At 70.2% G+C, this 17,912-nt stretch carries 13 protein-coding genes; 2 read left to right on the forward strand and 11 right to left on the reverse strand.

What is annotated here, in order from left to right; translation table 11 throughout:
• Nucleotides 1–95 precede the first annotated feature (95 nt).
• The 3 genes from ACIBTV_RS06720 to acs all read right to left on the reverse strand — a co-directional run bounded on the left by ACIBTV_RS06720 (nucleotide 96) and on the right by acs (nucleotide 7,863).
• Nucleotides 96–2,402 carry an immune inhibitor A domain-containing protein gene (locus tag ACIBTV_RS06720; RefSeq protein WP_396703031.1) on the reverse strand — a complete coding sequence of 769 codons (2,307 nt, stop codon included), beginning with the start codon at nucleotides 2,400–2,402 and terminating at the stop codon, nucleotides 96–98.
• Nucleotides 2,403–2,816: 414 nt separating this feature from the next.
• Nucleotides 2,817–5,609 (reverse strand): immune inhibitor A domain-containing protein, encoded by a 2,793-nt coding sequence (locus tag ACIBTV_RS06725; RefSeq protein WP_396703032.1) that lies wholly within the window; start codon nucleotides 5,607–5,609, stop codon nucleotides 2,817–2,819.
• A gap of 265 nt (nucleotides 5,610–5,874) precedes the next feature.
• Nucleotides 5,875–7,863 (reverse strand): acetate--CoA ligase, encoded by a 1,989-nt coding sequence (acs, locus tag ACIBTV_RS06730; protein WP_396703033.1) that lies wholly within the window; start codon nucleotides 7,861–7,863, stop codon nucleotides 5,875–5,877.
• 336 nt (nucleotides 7,864–8,199) lie between these two features.
• Here acs and ACIBTV_RS06735 point away from each other — a divergent pair, with 336 nt between their 5' ends.
• Nucleotides 8,200–8,946: an oxidoreductase gene (locus tag ACIBTV_RS06735; protein ID WP_396703034.1), complete on the forward strand. Its 747-nt coding sequence runs from the start codon at nucleotides 8,200–8,202 to the stop codon at nucleotides 8,944–8,946.
• Between the two features lie 217 nt (nucleotides 8,947–9,163).
• Here ACIBTV_RS06735 and ACIBTV_RS06740 read toward each other — a convergent pair whose 3' ends face one another.
• From ACIBTV_RS06740 to ACIBTV_RS06770, 7 genes are all read right to left on the reverse strand, one after another.
• Nucleotides 9,164–9,970, reverse strand: coding sequence for an HAD family hydrolase (locus tag ACIBTV_RS06740; RefSeq protein ID WP_396703035.1), 807 nt, complete (start codon nucleotides 9,968–9,970; stop codon nucleotides 9,164–9,166).
• A 223-nt stretch (nucleotides 9,971–10,193) separates the two neighbouring features.
• Nucleotides 10,194–11,558, reverse strand: coding sequence for a tyrosine-type recombinase/integrase (locus ACIBTV_RS06745; protein ID WP_396703036.1), 1,365 nt, complete (start codon nucleotides 11,556–11,558; stop codon nucleotides 10,194–10,196).
• Nucleotides 11,559–11,569: 11 nt separating this feature from the next.
• Nucleotides 11,570–11,863, reverse strand: coding sequence for a helix-turn-helix domain-containing protein (locus tag ACIBTV_RS06750; protein WP_396703037.1), 294 nt, complete (start codon nucleotides 11,861–11,863; stop codon nucleotides 11,570–11,572).
• Between the two features lie 18 nt (nucleotides 11,864–11,881).
• Nucleotides 11,882–13,594 carry a replication initiator gene (locus ACIBTV_RS06755; RefSeq protein ID WP_396703038.1) on the reverse strand — a complete coding sequence of 571 codons (1,713 nt, stop codon included), beginning with the start codon at nucleotides 13,592–13,594 and terminating at the stop codon, nucleotides 11,882–11,884.
• 65 nt (nucleotides 13,595–13,659) lie between these two features.
• On the reverse strand, nucleotides 13,660–14,361 hold the full coding sequence (locus tag ACIBTV_RS06760; protein WP_396703039.1) for a DUF2637 domain-containing protein: 702 nt from the start codon (nucleotides 14,359–14,361) through the stop codon (nucleotides 13,660–13,662).
• On the reverse strand, nucleotides 14,358–15,791 hold the full coding sequence (locus ACIBTV_RS06765) for an FtsK/SpoIIIE domain-containing protein (RefSeq protein ID WP_396703040.1): 1,434 nt from the start codon (nucleotides 15,789–15,791) through the stop codon (nucleotides 14,358–14,360). The genes ACIBTV_RS06760 and ACIBTV_RS06765 overlap by 4 nt, the downstream gene beginning before the upstream one ends.
• Nucleotides 15,792–16,174: 383 nt before the next feature.
• On the reverse strand, nucleotides 16,175–16,603 hold the full coding sequence (locus ACIBTV_RS06770) for a hypothetical protein (RefSeq protein ID WP_396703041.1): 429 nt from the start codon (nucleotides 16,601–16,603) through the stop codon (nucleotides 16,175–16,177).
• 165 nt (nucleotides 16,604–16,768) lie between these two features.
• Between ACIBTV_RS06770 and ACIBTV_RS06775 the strand changes: the two genes are divergently transcribed.
• Nucleotides 16,769–16,954 (forward strand): hypothetical protein, encoded by a 186-nt coding sequence (locus ACIBTV_RS06775; RefSeq protein WP_396703043.1) that lies wholly within the window; start codon nucleotides 16,769–16,771, stop codon nucleotides 16,952–16,954.
• Nucleotides 16,955–16,981: 27 nt separating this feature from the next.
• Here the strand turns inward: ACIBTV_RS06775 and ACIBTV_RS06780 are convergent, their stop codons facing one another.
• Entirely contained in the window at nucleotides 16,982–17,707 is a 726-nt protein-coding gene (locus ACIBTV_RS06780; protein ID WP_396703044.1) for a GntR family transcriptional regulator, read from the reverse strand.
• Nucleotides 17,708–17,912: the final 205 nt, after the last annotated feature.

Consider the following 17,912-nt stretch of genomic DNA (forward strand, 5'->3'; position numbering starts at 1 on the left):
CGCACATGCAGCGGTGCATTTCGATCAAATGACCCGAGGTACGAAAAGTGGGGCCGATGGCGTCCCCGCCACCGGCCCCACGATTGATCGATGAATCAGTTGGTGACCTTCACGACCATCTCGTCGGTCGGCTTGGTGCCCTGCTTGACGATCTCGATCTGGGTGCCGGTGCCGGCGACCTTCACCGAGTTCTGCTCGTTCTGCGGCGACCAGTAACGGTCCACCACGCTGTCGTCGAAGACCTTGTTGGCCTTCAGCTTCGGCACGTTGACCGCCACACCGTTGAGGCGGAACGTCTGCGCCGGCTTGTTCTTGGTGCTGAACGCGCCGTCGTAGCCGTTGCGCCGGTTGGTGATGGTGCCCTGGCCGGGGATGGTGATCGGCCCGGGGCGGACGTCGACCGGCAGGTTCAGGCCGTAGCCCGGGTGCTCGGACGTGTTGTTGTCGCCGTACGCGTAGTTCACGTACCAGACCAGCATGCCGGGCTGGTTCGCGAACCGGTCCACGAAGTGCGGCCGGGTGTTGCCGTAGCCGTAGTTGTACCCGCCGGTCCGCAGCGCGTCGTCGTACCCGAAGTAGGTGCGGTTCTCGGCGATGTAGAAGCGGGGGTAGACGTCGGTGACCGAGCCGTCGATCCGGGTGAAGCCCTTCACGGTCCACTCGGCGGCCAGGGTCTCGGCGTTGTCCGTCCACGCGACGGCGCCGTTACGGGTCAGCGTGATGTCGTCCAGGAACGCGCCCGCGAAGTGCACGCCGCCGTCGGTCGCGTAGCGGTAGCGGAACTGCACGGTCTGCCCGGCGTACGCGGACAGGTCGTAGGTCAGGTCCACCCACTCGCCGTTGCTGGAGCCGTCGACCCCGGTCTCGGCGGCGTCGACCAGCTCGTTGGTGAGCGAGGTCCAGCTGGCGCCACCGTTGGTGGACACCTCGGCGTAGAGGAAGTCGTAGTCCTCCTCGATGTCGTACTGGGCCTTCGCGCTGATCGACGCGGTGGTCGCCCCGGTCAGGTCCAGGGTGCGGGTCAGCGAGTTCTTGAGGTCGTCCGCGCTGCCGCTCCACCACTCGTACGAGCCCCCGAACGGGGTGTTGTACTCGGTGGTCTGGGTCTGCGCCGGCAGGTTCACCACGACCGCCTGGGCCTTCGGCCCGTCGCTGTCGCCGGCCGGGCCGAGCGTCACCTTGGTGGCGCCGCTGTCCTCCTCGACGGTGCTGTAGTTCAGCCAGCCGAGGTAGAGCTTCGACCACGGGTCCATGTAGCCCGGGGTCGACCCGATGTCGTCGGTGCCGTGGCTCAGCCACGAACCCGAGGCCATCAGGCTCCAGAAGCCGACGCCGTTGTCGCCGCCGGCGGTGTCGTAGAGGTCCGGCAGGCCGAGGTCGTGCCCGTACTCGTGGGCGAAGACGCCCAGGCCGCCGTTCTCCGGCTCGGTGGTGTAGTCGCGGATCCACAGGCCGGTGTCACCGATCTGCACACCACCCGCGAGGTTGCCGGCCGGCCCGGCGACGCCCTCCAGGTTCGTGAACGCGCCCCAGCGGTGCGACCAGATGGCGTCCTCGCCCTGGGCGCCGCCGCCGGCCTCCTCGCCCTCACCGGCGTGCACCGCCTGGAAGTGGTCGATGTAGCCGTCGGGCTCGTTGAAGTCGCCGTCCCCGTCGTAGTCGTACCGGTCCCACACGTCGAACTGGGCCAGGTACTCCTTGATCTGGGCCGGCGTCTTCCCGGCCGCGACCTCGCTGTCGTACCAGGCGGTGGCGCTGTCCTTGATGAAGTTCCAGGAGCCGTCGGCCTCGGAGATGGCGTTGCTGCCGTACCGCGCCTCGTTGAACGGCACGGTGACCCAGTCGGTCACGTCGCCGCCGACGGTGTAGCGGCCGCCGGACTGCTTCAGGTAGAAGTCCCGCATCGACTCGCCGTCACCGTAGAACATGTCGAGGTAGTGCTCACGGTGGAAGTCGGGCCGCCACAGCGTGCTGTTGTCATCGGTGGCGTTGCCGTCCCACTTGCGGTCCGGCTGGGTGATCTGGTTGACGACCGGGCCGGCGGTGCCGCCGGTGCGGGGGTCGGTCTTGTCGCCGAAGTTCACCAGCATCGTGAAGATCGGGTCGACCTTCGGGGCCTGCTGGTACTCGACGAACAGGTCGTCCTTGACCTGGATGACCTTCGAACCGTTGCGCTTGGAAAGCTTGGCCTTGCCGGACAGCAGGTCGGCGATGGCCTGCTTGCGCAGCTCGCGCTGCTGGTCCGCCCGCGGGTCGGGCAGGTTGTCGCGGCCGTGCTTCGCCTTGTCGGATCCGGGGGTCGGGCCCGCCGCCGGGGCGCCGGAGGCCGGCGTCGCCACGACTCCCGCCGCCAGCAGCGCGGCCGTGGCGCTGGCCAGGCCGGCTGTGACTCGTCTCCTCAAAGGTCTCCTCCTTTGTGGACCTGTTACAAGACAGGTGCCGTATCTGGTCGGCACTGTCATGAGATGCGTCACCACCCTCGCAGAGAGATCAGCAGTTGTCACGAGCCAATTGCCCGCCTGCTCCCGGAGATTTGAGCGCTCTTATGGCGACATATAGGCACGACTGGGCCGTAGCCTGGGGCAACCGTTTACGTCACGTTTCGGCCACGATCATCTAGTTGGTCGAGGTTATGGAGTGCCCCGCGACAAAGCGCCTCGGGCACCGGAAACGTCACACCGCCGGGTTGCCGCCGTGGGCCGGCCATCGACTCGGCGGCTCCGGCGCGGTGGTCGTACAACGGCGGACGGCCCGCCCGAAGCCTGCGCTTCGGACGGGCCGCCCCTCGACCATCCCGCCGTGGTGACGGGTCCGGATCAGTTCCTCGCCGGCGTCACGTGGATCGTGGCGGAGGTGTTGTCCTTCTTGGCCTTCTTGATCGTGAGCGAGACGCCGAAGTTGACGCCCAGGTCACCGGGGTTACCGGTGCCCAGCACGATCGCACCGCCGCCCAGCGTCACCCCGTAGAACTCCGGCGCCGGAGTGCCGTCCGGGTTGGTCACCCGGGTGGTGTACGGCGTGTTGTTCCGCGACGGCAGCACCACGGAGGCGTCGCTGTCCCGGGCGTACGCGGCGCCGTCCCGGATCTCGATGCCCGGGTACCAGCCCTGGGCGTCGGTGAACGACTTCACGCCCGGCTGCGCCTTGAACTGGGTGCAGTACGAGCTGTACGGCTCGCCCGCCGCCTCCAGGCACTCCTGGAACGGGTACGTCTTGTTCAGCGAGAACGCCGCGTTCGACGACTGCGGACGGCTCGGCAGGTTGTCCGTCACCGACGGGTCCTTCACCGCCGCCGTGCCCGTGCGCCGCAGCGGGTCGAAGTGCGAGTCGACGATGAGCAACCCGCCCTTCGCGCCGTAGCTCGGCAGCGCGGTCAGCTGACCGGTCACGTGGTTGACGTCGCCCAGCTCGGTGTCCCGGTACCACACCAGCATGCCCGGCGCGTTGTACGAGATCCGGTCGACCTTCCAGGCGTCACGCGAGTACACCGTGTCGTAGGTGTACTTCAGGCCCTCGTCGAAGCCGTCGAAGTTGCGCCACTCGGCCAGGTAGTAGTGCGCGCTGGTCCGGGTGCCGCCGTCGATCTTCCAACCCGCGCCCGTGGTGTCGACCCAGGTGCCGGTGGTGGCGGTCCAGCCGTTGGCGCCGCCCTCGACGTCGTCGCTCCAGGTGGTGGCGCCGCCGCCGGTGACCGAGAAGTCGTCGGCGAACCAGCCACGCTCGACGAACGCCTCGTCGGTGGCCTGACGCAGCCGCAGCTGGATCGTCGTCCCGGCGTACGCCGACAGGTCGACGTAGTCGTGCCGCCAGCCGTTGGTGCTACCGGTCAGACCGTACTTCTTGCCGCCGAAGTCGTTCATCCGGCCGTTCGGGTCCGGGTAGTTGTCCGGCGTGGTGACCACGTTGCCGGCCTCGTCGTAGACCTTCTGCTCGGACCAGGTGGTCCCGCCGTCGGTCGAGATCTCGACGAAGCCGTAGTCCCAGTCGGCCTCGATGACGTAGTTGTTCCACATCCAGAACTTGGCGTCCGCCGCCGCCGGCACCGCCACGGAGCGGCTCAGCTTGACGTCGGCCCAGTCCTGGTCGTTGCCGCTGTGCCACATGTTCGCGCCGCTGTGCGGCGTGGCCAGCGTGGTGACCTTGTCGGGCAGGTCGACCTTGATGCCGTCCTCGGTGCGGACCGGGGTGCGCGAGGTCTGGCCGAGCTCGACGTCACGCGGGCGGGTGCCCGGCGCGATGGTCAGCGGGTCGGCCCAGCCGAGCACCCACTTGTCCCAGATGCCCATGTGGGTCGGCAGCGCCTGGAAGATCTCACCGGAGTGCGAGCCCGAGGCCATCAGGTCCCAGAAGTCGACGTCCGAGTCGGCGTTGCCGGAGGTGTCGTAGAGGTCCGGCAGACCGAGGTCGTGGCCGAACTCGTGGGCGAAGACGCCGACGCCGGCGTCCTCCGGCTGCACGATGTAGTTCGACACCTGGAGGTTGGTGCCCGGGATCGTGTAGCCACCCACCACCGAGGAGGAGTGGGCCCAGATGGCGTACGGGCCCTGCGCGCCGCCACCGCTGGACTTGCCCTTGCCGGCGTGCACCAGCACCAGGTGGTCGATCACACCGTCCGGCTCGAAGAAGTTGCCGTCGCCGTCCCGGTCGCCCTGGTCCTCGATGTCGTAGTCGGCCCAGGGGAAGTTCGGGTTGGTGGCGGCCAGCGTGCTGATCGCGTCGGTGGCGAGGCGGCCCGCGCCGGCCGGGTTGTCCGGGTGGCCGTTCATCGACTGCTGACGACCGGCGACCCAGTTGCCGTTCTCGTCCTGGAAGCAGCGGTTCGCCCCGTACCAGGCCTCCGAGTGCGGCACCGTGATCCACGGGCTGGCCTGCCCGTCGACGGTGTAGGCGCCCTTGGACATCTCCAGGTACATGTTGTGCATGGTGCGGCCGGAGAGGTCGATGCCCTTCTTGCCGTCCGGACCCTTCAGGTCCTTGCGCACCCGCTCGGTGATGCCCGTCTTGGTGTAGAGCATCTTGTCGTAGTGGGTGGGCGAGAAGTCCGGCACCCACATCGAGTTGTTGTCCTCGTACCCGAGGGTGGCCGGGTTCGGGATGTTGTTGTGCTTCGGCCCGTTCTGCACCGTGCCGGGGACACAGGTGCGGTCGTCGAAGACCGTGCGCGGCACCATGACGTTGGTGAAGTCGTCGTTGGCCTGGTCGTTGAACTCGACCAGCAGGGTCAGCAGCTTCGCGGTCTGCGTGCTCGGCGCCTGCTTGATCTTGCGCGGGTTCAACTTGGTCCGGATCGACTTCGCCTCGATCTTGGCCAGCTGCTTGGCGGTCACCGGGTTGCCACGCGCGTACTTGCGGTCGAACGCCCGTGCCTCGTCGGCCGGCGTGGTGTAGACGCCGTCCTTGCCCTTGACCTCGCGGCCGTGCGAGTCCGGTTGGACCTCGGGCTCGGCGTAGTTGATGTAGTACTCGTCGGCCCCGATCACCGCGCGCGGAGCGGCGGAGGTCTCGGCCGACGCGCTGCTCGCCACGGTCAGTGACGTAGCCGCGAGGGCGACGGCGGGCAGCGCGACGAGTAGGCGTCGACGCTTCCCGGCCCTGGATAATCTGTTCATGCCGCTCCATTTCTCGGGCATGGCGGAGGAGTTGGCGACCGGCGGTCCTCGAAGTGATGCCCTTCGAACCGGCCCGGCCTGCGTGAACCTAAATCACGACCGACCCGCAGCGACAGGGGTCCAGGGCCGCCTTGTCCGTTCAGCCGCCTTCGATTCCACCGACCGACCGATATGACAGCGAGCGTCTCTATGAGTGTCGATGCGTCATACGTGACGGAGGGTGGCGGCCCGTCGGACCGCCACCCTCCCTTGTGTACGCGAGCCGTCAGTCCTCGTCGGACTTGCCGCCACTCATGCCGGCGGAGATCAGCTCCATCACCGACGAGTCCTGGAGCGTCGTGACGTCACCGAGCGAACGGTTCTCGGCCACGTCCCGCAGCAGCCGCCGCATGATCTTGCCGGAGCGGGTCTTCGGCAGCTCCGGCACCAGCATGATCTGCCGGGGCTTGGCGATCGGGCCGAGCGTCTTCGCCACGTGGTTGCGCAGGTCCGCGATGAGCTGCTCGCCCGCCTCGCCGGTGGTCTCCGCGCTGCCGCGCGGGATGGCGAACGCGACGATCGCCTGACCGGTGGTCGGGTCGGTCGCGCCGACCACCGCCGCCTCGGCCACCGACGGGTGGGACACCAGCGCCGACTCCACCTCGGTGGTCGAGATGTTGTGGCCGGACACCAGCATCACGTCGTCCACCCGGCCCAGCAGCCAGATGTGCCCGTCGTCGTCCTTCTTCGCCCCGTCACCGGCGAAGTAGACCCACTCATCGCCGGAGTTGGCGCCGGCCCCGAACCGCGACCAGTAGGTCTCGAGGAACCGGTTGTCGTCGCCCCAGATCGTGCGCAGCATCGACGGCCACGGCTCCTTGAGCACCAGGTAGCCGCCCCCGCCGTTGGGCACCGCCTGGCCCTGGTCGTCCACCACGTCGGCGACGATGCCCGGCAGCGGGGTCATCGCGCTGCCCGGCTTGGCCGCGGTCACGCCGGGCAGCGGGGAGATCATGATGGCGCCGGTCTCGGTCTGCCACCACGTGTCCACCACGGGCAGCTCGCCCCGGCCGACGTGCTGCCGGTACCACATCCACGCCTCCGGGTTGATCGGCTCGCCGACGCTGCCGAGGAGTCGCAGCGAGGACAGATCGAACCCGGCCGGGATGTCCTCGCCCCACTTCATCATCGTGCGGATGAGCGTCGGGGCCGTGTAGAGGATGCTCACCTGGTACTTGTCGACGATCTCCCAGAAGCGGCCCTTGTGCGGGGTGTCCGGGGTGCCCTCGTACATGACCTGGGTGGCGCTGTTGGAGAGCGGGCCGTACACGATGTAGGAGTGCCCGGTCACCCAGCCGATGTCGGCGGTGCACCAGTAGACGTCCGTCTCCGGCTTCAGGTCGAAGACCGCGTGCGTGGTGTACGACGCCTGCGTCAGGTAGCCGCCGGTGGTGTGCAGGATGCCCTTCGGGCGGGCCGTCGTGCCGCTCGTGTAGAGGATGAAGAGCGGATGCTCGGCGTCGAACGGCTGCGCGGTGTGCTCCGCCGCGGCCGTCTCCACCGTCTCGTGCCACCAGTGGTCCTTCTCCGACCACGCGACGTCCTCGCCGGTGCGGCGGACCACCAGCACGTGCTCCACCGACGGGCACTTCGCCACGGCCTCGTCCACGGTCGGCTTCAGCGCCGACGGCTTGCCCCGCCGGAAGCCGCCGTCCGCCGTGATGACCACCTTGGCGGTGGCGTCCTGGATCCGGTTGGTCAACGCGTCGGCCGAGAAGCCACCGAACACCACGCTGTGCGTGGCGCCGATCCGCGCGCAGGCCAGCATCGCGACCGCGGCCTCCGGGATCATCGGCAGGTAGATGGCCACCCGGTCGCCCGCGGTGACGCCCAGGTCGGTCAGCGCGTTCGCCGCCTGGCAGGTGAGCCGGTGCAGGTCGGCGTACGTGAGGGTGCGCGTGTCACCGGGCTCGCCCTCCCAGTGGATCGCCACCTTGTCGCCCCGACCGGCCTCCACGTGCCGGTCCAGGCAGTTGTACGCCACGTTGAGCTCGCCGCCGACGAACCACTTCGCGAACGGCGGGTTCGACCAGTCCAGCACCTCGTCCCACTGCCTCGACCAGGCCAACCGCCCGGCCTGCCGCTCCCAGAACGCCAGCCGGTCGGCCGCCGCCTCGTCGTAGGCGTCGGCCTTGACGTTGGCCTCGGCGGCGAGCTGGGCCGGCGGCGGGAACTGGCGCGTCTCGTTCAGCAGATTGGCCAATGCCTCGCTCATCCGTGACTCCTCGTCGCTCGGGGTGGTGACCTGCGTCTCGTCTGGGGGAGAGGTTAGCCTCGCCGGCCAGGTCGGGCGACCGCCGCCCGCTTCCACCGCGCCGAGCGGACGGCCGCGCGCGCCAAGCTGCACGCGTACCCCCTCGGCTACCCGGTGCGCCGCGGCCGTCGCGCCGTCGACGGTGGCCGACCCGACGGCGGTGCCGGCCGGGGCGTTCCGGGGTGAGGGGGTTCGTGCCGGCCCGTGCCCCGAGGGCCCCGGGCGGCGGCGGTGGCGTCAGTCGCCATCCGCACGGCTGGCCGGTGCGTCCACCCGTCGGGTCGCTACGGTGGCGCAATGACCACCGACCCGCTCGCGCCGCTGCTCGCGCTCACCGACGTCGCGCCCGCCGTCGAGCGTGCCCGCGAGCGGTTCGACCAGGCGTTGCGGCACCGCGCCCTCCGCCGGCACGGCGGCCAGGTCGCCGCCGAGGTCAGCCTGCGGTCCGCGGTGGCCAGCGCCGCCCTGGAGGGGTACGCCCACGAGCGCGAGGCCGTCCGCGCCGGCACGGTCACCGACCCGGTGCTCCAGGGCGCGCTGCGGGTGGCCGGGTCGCTGCCCACGCTGACCGAGCTCTGGCCGAAGGCGCCCCGGCAGGCGCTCGCCCGGCTGCACGTGCTCGCCGCCCGGGACGTCGTACCCGAACCGGAGCTCGGCCGGCCCGTCACCGACCCGCTCGTCGGCGCCCGGCTCGACGGCCTCGCCAACCTGGTGACCGGCGGCACGAAGGTCTCCCCGCTGGTGCTCGCGGCCGTGGTCCACGGCGAGTTGCTGGCGCTGCGGCCGTTCGCCGGGCCGTCCGGCGTCGTCGCCCGGGGTGCGGCGCGACTGGTGCTGCTCGCCAGCGGCACCGACCCGCGTGGCCTGCTGGCGGTCGACGTCGGACACCACGAACGCGAACCCGAGTACGTCGGCTCGGCCGGTGCCTTCGCCACCGGCACCCCCGACGGGCTGCGCTCCTGGCTGCGGCACTACATGACGGCGGTGGAGGTGGCAGCCGACCAGCTCACCCTGATCGGCGACGAGGTCCTCGCCGCCTCCTGACCGCGCGCCGCGCCTGCCCCGCCCGCCGCGTCGCGCGGGGACTTGCCGCGCCCGTCGCGCCTGCGGGGGCCGCCCGGCCCGCCCGGACCGCCCGGCCCGCCCGGACCGCCCGGCCTCAAGATCCGCGCAGTTTCCGGGATGTTGTTGCCTCCGATGGGCGCGGAGGCAACAACATCCGAGAAGTTGGGGTCTCGACCGGTTCCGGTGGGGTACCGGGTCAGGCGGTCGCGGAGGTTGCTCGGGTTCGGCGGTGCCGGCCGTACCAGGCGATGCCGATCGCGACCCCGACGCCCACCGCCGCCGCGGCGGCGGCCACCGGAACGGCCGGCCGCTCTCGCAGGCGGCGGCCCAGCGGGATCGGGTGCCGGAACTCGAGCACCGGCCAGGCGTTCTCCACCGCAAGTTTGCGCAGCTGCCGGTCCGGGTTCACCGCGGTCGGGTGACCGACGCACTCCAGCAGCGGCCGGTCGCTGTACGAGTCGGAGTAGGCGTACGACTCGTCGAGGTCGTAGCCGCGCTCCTCGGCGAGTTCCCGGACCGCGTCGACCTTGCTCGGGCCGGCCGCGTAGAACTCCACCTCGCCGCTGTAGCGGCCGTCCTTGACCGCCATCCGGGTGGCGATCACGTCGGTGATGCCGAGCAGCTCGCCGATGGGCCGGACCATCTCCTCGCCGGACGCGGACACCAGCACCACGTCCCGGCCGGCGGCCCGGTGCTCCTCGATGAGGGCGGCCGCCTCGGCATAGACGTACGGGTTGATCAGCTCGTGGAGTGTCTCCGCGACGATCTGACGGACCTGCTCGACCTGCCAGCCCTTGCACAATGTGGCCAAGTAGTCCCTCGTACGCGCCATGGTCTGCTCGTCGGTGCCGCCCAGCCGGAACATCAGCTGCGCGTACGCCGACTTGACCACGTCACGCCGTGTGATCAGCCCGTCCCGGTAGAACGGCCGACCGAACGCCAACGCGCTCGACTTGGCGATGACGGTCTTGTCCAGATCGAAGAAAGCGGCACCTCGGCCCACGGCGCGAAAGTCTAGTCGGATGGTCTATGGTCGGCGGGTGCCCGGGGTCCGGTGATCCCCAGACCCGCTGGCCGAGCCGATCATCGCCGCTCACAGTGATCGGGGTCACACTCTGCGAAAACAATTCGCGGGGAGTGGAGCGCACACCACTCGACGTAACAGGTCCGCTCAGGCAGACTTGTCCGCACGGCGAGTATCCATATCTCGCACAACAGACAGACCCTCAGCGGTTGCACCCCCCGTGACCGCTGAGTTGGTTCGGCTCGACCCCCCCGGAGCCGAACCTCCCGACGACCCCCGTCTCCCCCCGACGGGGGTCGTCCCTTTCCCGGAAGCGCTCCCGACCTGGTAGAGGCACTTCTCCGAGGTCGGTCGGCCGGGGTGCCGGGCGGAAAGTCAGCGAATCGTCAGCGAACGTCAGCCGGACCCGGTCGGCGTAGTCGTCCGGGGTGTGCGTATAACGATTGAGCGTCGTTGACGCCTTCTCGTGCCCCACCACCCGCCGCACCACGTTGACCGGCACCCCGTCCGTCACGAGCCAGGTGATGTACGAGTGCCGCAGGTCGTGGAACCGCAGCCCGCCGAACGCCGAGGCCGCCGCGTGCGCCACCGCCGCCGCCTCGTCGGCGAACTCCGCCCGATCCTCCCGGCCGTCCCGGTCCGGCCACGACGCCACCCACCGGCCCGGCGCCACCTCGGCCACCCGACCGAGCAACCCGGCCCGCACCAACGACGGCAGCCACACCCGCCGCCGGAAGTTCGACCGCCGCTGCGGCCCGCCGTCCCGGTCAGCGAAGACCAACGCCCGCCCGTCCGGCACCGCGGCCCCGCGCCGCCGCCGCAGCTCGTCGACGAGGAACGGCGGCATCGGCACCGTTCGCACGCCGGCCCGAGTCTTCGGGTACGTCCGCAGCACGATCCCGCCGTGCGTCTCCACCGCCACCTGGGCGACGTGCAGCAACCCCCGGTCGAGGTCGACTGCCTCCCACGGCAGGCCCGCGCACTCACCCCAGCGCAGTCCCGCCCCGGCGGCAGCGCAGACGATGCCCCGGTGTTCGGCCGGCACGGCGGGCAGCAGCCGGCCGAAGAACGCCTTCCGGCTGATCGTTCCGGCGCGAGCCTCCCGCGCCCGGTTACGCGGCACCCGCACCCCCTCGCACGGGTTCACCGCGATCAGGCGTGCCCGGATCGCCGTCTGCATGATCATCGACAGCATCCCGAGGTGTTTCGCTGTCGTCGACGGTGCCAGAGTCCGGCCAAGGTTGGTCACCCACTCCTGTACCGCCAGGTAGTCGATCTTCGCCAAAGGCCAGTCCGCCCACTGCGGCAGCAGGTGGGCCCGCAGCATGGAATCCGTCCGCTCGGCTGTCCGAGCCTCCACCGACCGCCCGGCGAGCCACCGCGTCACGAACTCGCCGAACCGGAGTCGCCCCGCGTGCGGGTCGACGTACGTGCCCCGGTTGAGCGCGCCCTCCACCTCGGCCAGGAACGCGTTCGCCTCCTTCTTGGTGCGGAACGTCTTCGCCTTCTGCCGGTCAGCCGAGTCCCGCCAGTTCGCCCGGTACGTACCGGCCGGCGTCTTGCTCACGAAGCCCACGATCACCAGCCCCCGCGCGGCGCGTCGGTACCCGTTGCCGAAAGCTGACCGGGGGCACCGTCCAGCCAGGCGTGGAAACGGCTACGCGGCACCACCCAGCGCCGCCCCAGCCGCTCGGCGGGGATCTGGCCCGCCCGGACCAGCGCATAGGCCGAGCTGACCGACAGGGACAGCATCGCGGCCACTTCCTTGACCGTGTAGACGGCTCGGACCGGCTGAGGCGGGCAGTCGTCGGGGGCGACTTCGCCAGCACGAGGCCCGGCCTGCCGAGGCGCGAACGGCACGACGATGGACAAGATTTCCTCCCCAGGGGTTCAGGCCGCGAGCGCGGCGGGTTGATCGGTTGCCGAAACAGCGGCGGCTGTCCGTATCCGCGCGGTGTCGAGGTCCGCGCGCCAGCGGATGCGGGCGGATATCGCGCGCAAGAGTCGGTGTTCCAGTGGCGGCACATCGGGGTCTTCGGGCCGGGCGAGTTCGAACCGGTACCGCTTCGAGCCGTCCGCGTCGTCGGCGGCCTGGTCGTGCTCCGGCGTGTCGGCCATGCCGCCGGCGAGGATGGCGCGGACCCAGGACCGGTTGTCGGCGCGGTGGTCGGCGAGGGTTTTGCCGGACCATTGGCGGGAGACGAGGACGCGTCGGCCGGTGAAGCCGAGGGTGGAGCGTTGGTGGACCTTCCCAGTGCACCGTCCGGGGGTCAAGCCGGCCTTGACCCCGTCGGGCTGGACGCCGTACAGCAGCCAGTTTGCGCAGGTCGGCGAGCACGGCAGGACGGCGAGTTCCGCGTGGAGGCGGTCGAAGTGTGCCTTCTGCGCGTCGGAGCGTGGCTTGGCCTGGTCGGTCAGGTCCTTGGTGACGTACTTGGTCACGTAGCGGATGGAGCGTTCGGCGTTTTTGGTGCCCTGCTCGATGCCCCGGGCGTCGATGCGGCCGAGGCGGGCGACGTAGGCGGGGCGGCTGTCGGGTTCTTCCAGGGCGTCGAGGGCTTCGCCCCAGGTGGGCAGCGGCTCGCGGGTCTTCGGGTCGACGTACGCCTGCTGGTCGACGTCCCAGACCGGCGGCTTGTCGACCGGGTAGGCCAGTTCGTCGAAGGGTGGCCACCACACCTGGTGGTAGGTGGCTGCCGCGATCTGCTTGAGCAGCCGGCGAGGCAGTGTGCCGCGGATGGCGAAGTGCGCGTGCGGGGCGAGCCGCCGTTGCAGCTCTACCGCGCCCGCGTATTGGACGTTCCAACCGGCGGCGCGGCGGACGTTTTGCCACCACCGGTCGAGGACCCGCGCGAAGTGGATCGCGTCCAGGGCCGCGCGCCGGTAGTCGTATGCGATCGGGTCGACCGGAGTGCCGAGCACGTCATCGTGTTGGCCGTGACGGGTGCCGCACTCGCACGGGGCGACGTAGGCGCCGCGCCGTAGGTGGGAGTGGACCGGCCCGTGCGAGCCCAGGGTGAGCGTGACGAGCATTGACGGGCGGTGGGTTTTACCTGCCTTGCCGGAGTAGGCGCGGCCGACGGTGCGCGGGTCGACGGGCAGGCGGGGTAGGTCTGGGGAGTCCTGCCGCCGCCGAGTCGACCGCTTGCGCCGGGGCCGCTCGTCACGCTCTTTCGAGGTCAGGTGGCCGCGCAGGCTGGTTTCGGCGAGCGCTTCATCCAGCTCCGCGATGGCAGCGTCGATTTCGGCCAGTTGGGCGGCCCGCTCGTCGGGGGTCATCGGCTGGTAGTGCAGCGCTTCGCGTTCGAACTCCAGGTGTGCCCGGACCCGGACGAGGGCGAGGACGTCTTCCCCGGGCTGGTCGGGGCGGACGGCGGGTTCGTCGGCGAGGTGCCAGCCTTCGCGGATCTGTTGGATGCGTAGCCGCCGGCCTCGCTCCGCGCAGGGCTTGCACTTGACGGCGAGGGTTGCCCCGCAGGGCACCTCCACGACCTCGGTCAGGCCGGTGGCAGTGTCGGTACGGCGCAGGGCCAGGGGCCGGACGCAGACGCCGTTCTGTTCGGCGAGTTGCTTGAGCGCGTCCTTGGCGAGGGGCTTGCGCATCCGGTCTGCCCGCGACCCTGGCCGGGGCTGCTCGACGGGAGTCGTGGGGACGAGTTCAAGTTGGCTCACCGGTCACGCTCCCGGCCGAAGACGCTGCCGTTGCGGGGCGCGAACGCCGCCGCCGGTACGGGCACCAGTCCGGGCCGTCGCTCCATCGGCACCACCGGACCCGGGCGGAGAGCCGCCGGGCGAGGCTGCTCGTTGGTGGCCTCCACGGCGACGTTCACCGCCTGGCCCTCGTCGACGACGGCGACGTTCACCGCCTGGTCCTCGTCGGCGGCGTTGAAGGGCGGTCGGTCGGCGGCCGGGTTGTAGCCGGGCGGGACGTCGCCCCAGCCGTCGGCGTCTGCCTGCTTGTCGACGGGCACCCCTGCCGGGGCGGCGGGGGTGGTCGAGAAGATGAGCTTGGACAGGCCGAGGAACGCCAACGCGGGAACGGCCGACAGCAGCCACCCGGATACCCCCGGCTTGGCCACGGCGAGTTGCGCCGACAGCGACAGGGCGACGGCGCAGACGAGCAGGAACATCGGGTACCCGATCGACCCGCCGGTGCGGCGGCGCCGCCGGATGGTCAGCAGCGCCGCCAGGGGCAGCAGTTCGGAGATGGCGGCGTTGGCCCACCCGAACCAGTCCCCGGTACCGGCGGGCGAGTTGGCCATGGTCCAGTCGTGCACGTGGGTGAACGACGCCGCCCCGGCCAGCCCGCCCACGGTCAGGACGATGAGCACCAGGACCACGCCCTCCACCCGGTCAGCGGTCGCCTTCACCGGGTCACCTCCTGTTCGTCGTCGGTGTCGTCGCAGAGCCGCCGGTAGTCGCGGCCCAACTCGCGGATTTTGTCGTCATCGAGGTAGGCGAACCGCACGCGGACCGGTTCGCGGACGCCGTCGAGGACCACGAACCCGATCCCCGGGGCGGATTCGGGGATCCGGTCGCACAGCGCTCCCCGGTCGCGCGCGGAGTCGCCGAGGACCATGTCCACCTGTTCCGGCTCGGTCAGCCGCAGCCCGATACGGGTCGGAAACAGGTCCCGAAACGGCAGCACGTCCTTACGCGGGTCCTGAAGTGCGGCGACCACGTGCACCCCGACCGCCCGCCCCTGGGACAGCAGCAGGCCGAGGGCTTCCTTGATCCGGTCACGGACCTTCCGATCCGTGATGTACGCCGTCAACGCCGCCAGTTCGTCGACCACCAGGACGATGAGCGGCTCATCCGGCGTCGGCGTGTGCTGGCGGGTGACACCACGCAGGCGGGCCGCCCGAAGCCGCATCCGCTTCACAGCCTCTTCCAGGACACCGGCCATGCCGTCCGGATCGTCGTAGGAGAACCGAGCGAACAGCGGCACCCCAGCCGCCAACTCCATCCCGCCCTTGGGATCGAATGCCCACAGCTCGACCAGGCCCGACCGGATACCGCCGGCCAGGGACCGGATGAGCGACCACAGCACCGATCCCTTGCCCGACCCCGTGGCCCCCGCGATCAGCACGTGCGAGCCGGTCAGCCGCAGCCGGTACGGCTGCCCGTCCTCACGCACACCGAGCGTGAGCCCGCCGAAGTCCGGCACCTCAGCCGCCGGCAGTGGCGTCACTGTGCTGGCCAGAGGGTCACGACGTAGGAACCGGATCACTACCCGGTCAGGACGGTTGGTGGAGCAGGCTTGGCCGCTGCGCAGGCGAAAGGCGTAGGCGAGGCGTTCCGCGGCCTGCCCCCAGTCGTCCGGGATCTGACCGGGCAACAGGCGGACGGTCAACTCATCGCCGTAGCGGTCGCAGCGGACCCGCAGCAACTGCGGCACGTACCGGTCACCAGCAAACGCCGTCGCCAGCCCACACGTGGCCATCACCGACGCCCACCGCCGCCGGTAGACCACCAGGGCGCGGACGCGGCTGACGAGCGGGTACCAGCCGAACCGCAGCCACGACGACGGGTGCCACCGCCACCAGGCCCCGCAACCGGCGGCGACGGCCAGAACGATGCCGGCGAGGACCAGGCCCCCGTACTCCGCCCGCACCCACAAGGCGGCCACGGTCGGGGTGGTGAGCCACCAATACCGCACCGCCAGCACCGTGAGGCGGAACAGACCCCGGGTCAGCCACCAGAACACCAGCAGCCAACCCGGAACCCGCCACGCCGGCAGGCGCACGTTCATCGGCGCCACCGGGATCTTGTCCCCCGGAATGATGTTGATCAGAGGCACAGGTCATCACCCCTGCCAGGACGGCCCAGGGTGGCAATGCACGCGCGGCACGACATGCGCCGCAGGTCGAACCGACGCGGCTTCACCCACTCCTGGCAGCGGGGGCAGCGGATCGCGCACACCCGCGCCGAAGCCGGCGGCAACCGCAGCACGGACCGGAGGGCCGCCTCCGCCTCTCTGTAGGCGTGGCGTAGGCCGACCATGTGGGTGCGGGACATCAGGACCACCGCCCCGAGGAGCAGCGGCCCTCAGAGCAGTTCGGGGCAGGGGGAACTACGGTGGGCATCACGCCCTCCTTCACACGTGAGGGATGGGGAGAGCGCGGGACGGGCCGGGACTCTTGGCGGGGAAACGACCCGCCCCGCGCGCCAAACAGCGACCGGTCAGGCCGCCACCGAACCGGGCATGGCCGACGCCGGTCGGATCGCGGTAGCCCGCAGCGAGTACGCCATCCGGGAGCGGCAGTCACCCGACGAGCGGCCCGGCTTGCACCGCTGCGAATCCACGTACGGGGTCAGGGTCAGGCCCTCGAACTCCACCGCAGGCGGGTAACCCGGCACCGTCGACGGCGGCGGCACCGGCTGCTGCGGCGCGACCACCTTGACCTTCACCTCGGTCGACCGACCGAACTTGCCGGCCTCCGGGTCCAGGTCCATCACCCGCACCACCCAGACCCGCTCGCCGGTCTCCTTGTCCCGCGCCTGGTTGTCCGCCTCACCACGCCGCTCAAAGTCGATCTGCGGCGACACACCCAGGCAGAGCGCCCCAGCGGGGAACACGTACTCGGACGGGACGGGAACCTTCAACGTCATCGGAACCACTTCGGCAGCCTCCTAGCCTCGCCAGTTGTCTTCCTTACAACCGGTTGAGCTAACAAGCTACGTCAGCTTGTAAGTACAAGCAAGATCGAAGGCGAACCGATTGCACAATGTGGAGAGCCGGCCCCGGGGTGCCAGGACCAGCAGGAGGAGGACGTGATGCCGCAGCGGGAGACAGCCGAGCGCCTGTTGCTGGTGGACACCGTTGGCCGATGGTTCCACCTGGACCAGCCAGTGCTCATCGGACGCGGGCAGACCTACTGGATCGACCGCACGACAAGCGAACTGTGCGTCGATCGGAGAGACGGGCGAGTTACGCGGACTGCCGGCGAGATGTGCCGCTGAGCCGCCAGCGAGGTCGACGCAGGCGAATCAGGACAGAGCGTAGGTGTCCTCGATCTCGTGGCGGCTGCCTGGCATCACCAGCACCGACGTCATGATCGGGCTGCCGGAGGCCTGGTGGACGGTGATGACGACGCTCATCACCGACTCGTCGGCCGGCACCTCCAAGGCCTCAGCCTCGACGTCGCTTACCCGGCGGGCGGTCATTCGCTCGGTGGCGTAGTCGGGTCGTAGGCCCTTGTGGCGGGTGATGAGGTCGAGCAGGCCGCCAGCGATTGGGTCCGGCCTGGTGATGTCGGTACCGACCGCGATGTCCACTGGCACGAATGTGGCGACCAGGTCCACCGGCCCCGCCTCCGAGACGGTCCGGCGGCGCCGTTCGTAGACCGGCGTGCCCTCCGGGATCTTTAACTCCGCCGCGATCCGCGGTGAGGCGAGCACTGGGCCGACATGCAGGATCTCCGTCTCCCCGGTCTCGTCCAACTCGACCGCGTCGCGAGCGTAGTCAGGAGAGGTACGGCCGGAGGCTGGTCGGCCGCGTACGAAGCTGCCCTTGCCCTGCTGCGACTCGATCCAGCCATCCTGCTTGAGGATGCCCAGCGCCTTGAGCACCGTCGGGCGGGACACCCCGAACTCCGTACAGAGTTGGTTCTCCGACGGCAGTGCCGCACCGGGGGCGTAGTCGCCGTCCTCGATGCGCTTCCGCAGCGTGTTCAACACGCGCAGGTATTTCGGCGTCGGAATCTCGTACGCCATCGCGGGCCACCCCACCTATGAGCGCTGCATGAATCTCAGCAGCTTATGAGTTGTTTGCATGACAGGACAAGCAAGGTCAGCCGTTCGGCGTCACACGCCCGATCGCTGTGGCCAACCATCCCGACCACGACGATGGCGCTCCCAGCGACTCTGGACGAGTCGCGCCCGGCCACCGGCGCGGCAGGCAACCGTACCGGCCGAACAC

It is taken from the genome of Micromonospora sp. NPDC049366 (assembly GCF_044466625.1).
Classification (GTDB): Bacteria; Actinomycetota; Actinomycetes; order Mycobacteriales; family Micromonosporaceae; genus Micromonospora.

Excerpts from the sequence above, each read along its gene's own strand:
- ACIBTV_RS06725 (WP_396703032.1), bottom strand. The coding sequence starts at position 5,609 with ATGAACAGATTATCCAGGGCCGGGAAGCGTCGACGCCTACTCGTCGCG.
- acs (WP_396703033.1), bottom strand. The coding sequence starts at position 7,863 with ATGAGCGAGGCATTGGCCAATCTGCTGAACGAGACGCGCCAGTTCCCG.
- ACIBTV_RS06735 (WP_396703034.1), top strand. The coding sequence starts at position 8,200 with ATGACCACCGACCCGCTCGCGCCGCTGCTCGCGCTCACCGACGTCGCG.
- ACIBTV_RS06755 (WP_396703038.1), bottom strand. The coding sequence starts at position 13,594 with ATGCGCAAGCCCCTCGCCAAGGACGCGCTCAAGCAACTCGCCGAACAG.
- ACIBTV_RS06770 (WP_396703041.1), bottom strand. The coding sequence starts at position 16,603 with ATGACGTTGAAGGTTCCCGTCCCGTCCGAGTACGTGTTCCCCGCTGGG.
- ACIBTV_RS06775 (WP_396703043.1), top strand. The coding sequence starts at position 16,769 with ATGCCGCAGCGGGAGACAGCCGAGCGCCTGTTGCTGGTGGACACCGTT.
- ACIBTV_RS06780 (WP_396703044.1), bottom strand. The coding sequence starts at position 17,707 with ATGGCGTACGAGATTCCGACGCCGAAATACCTGCGCGTGTTGAACACG.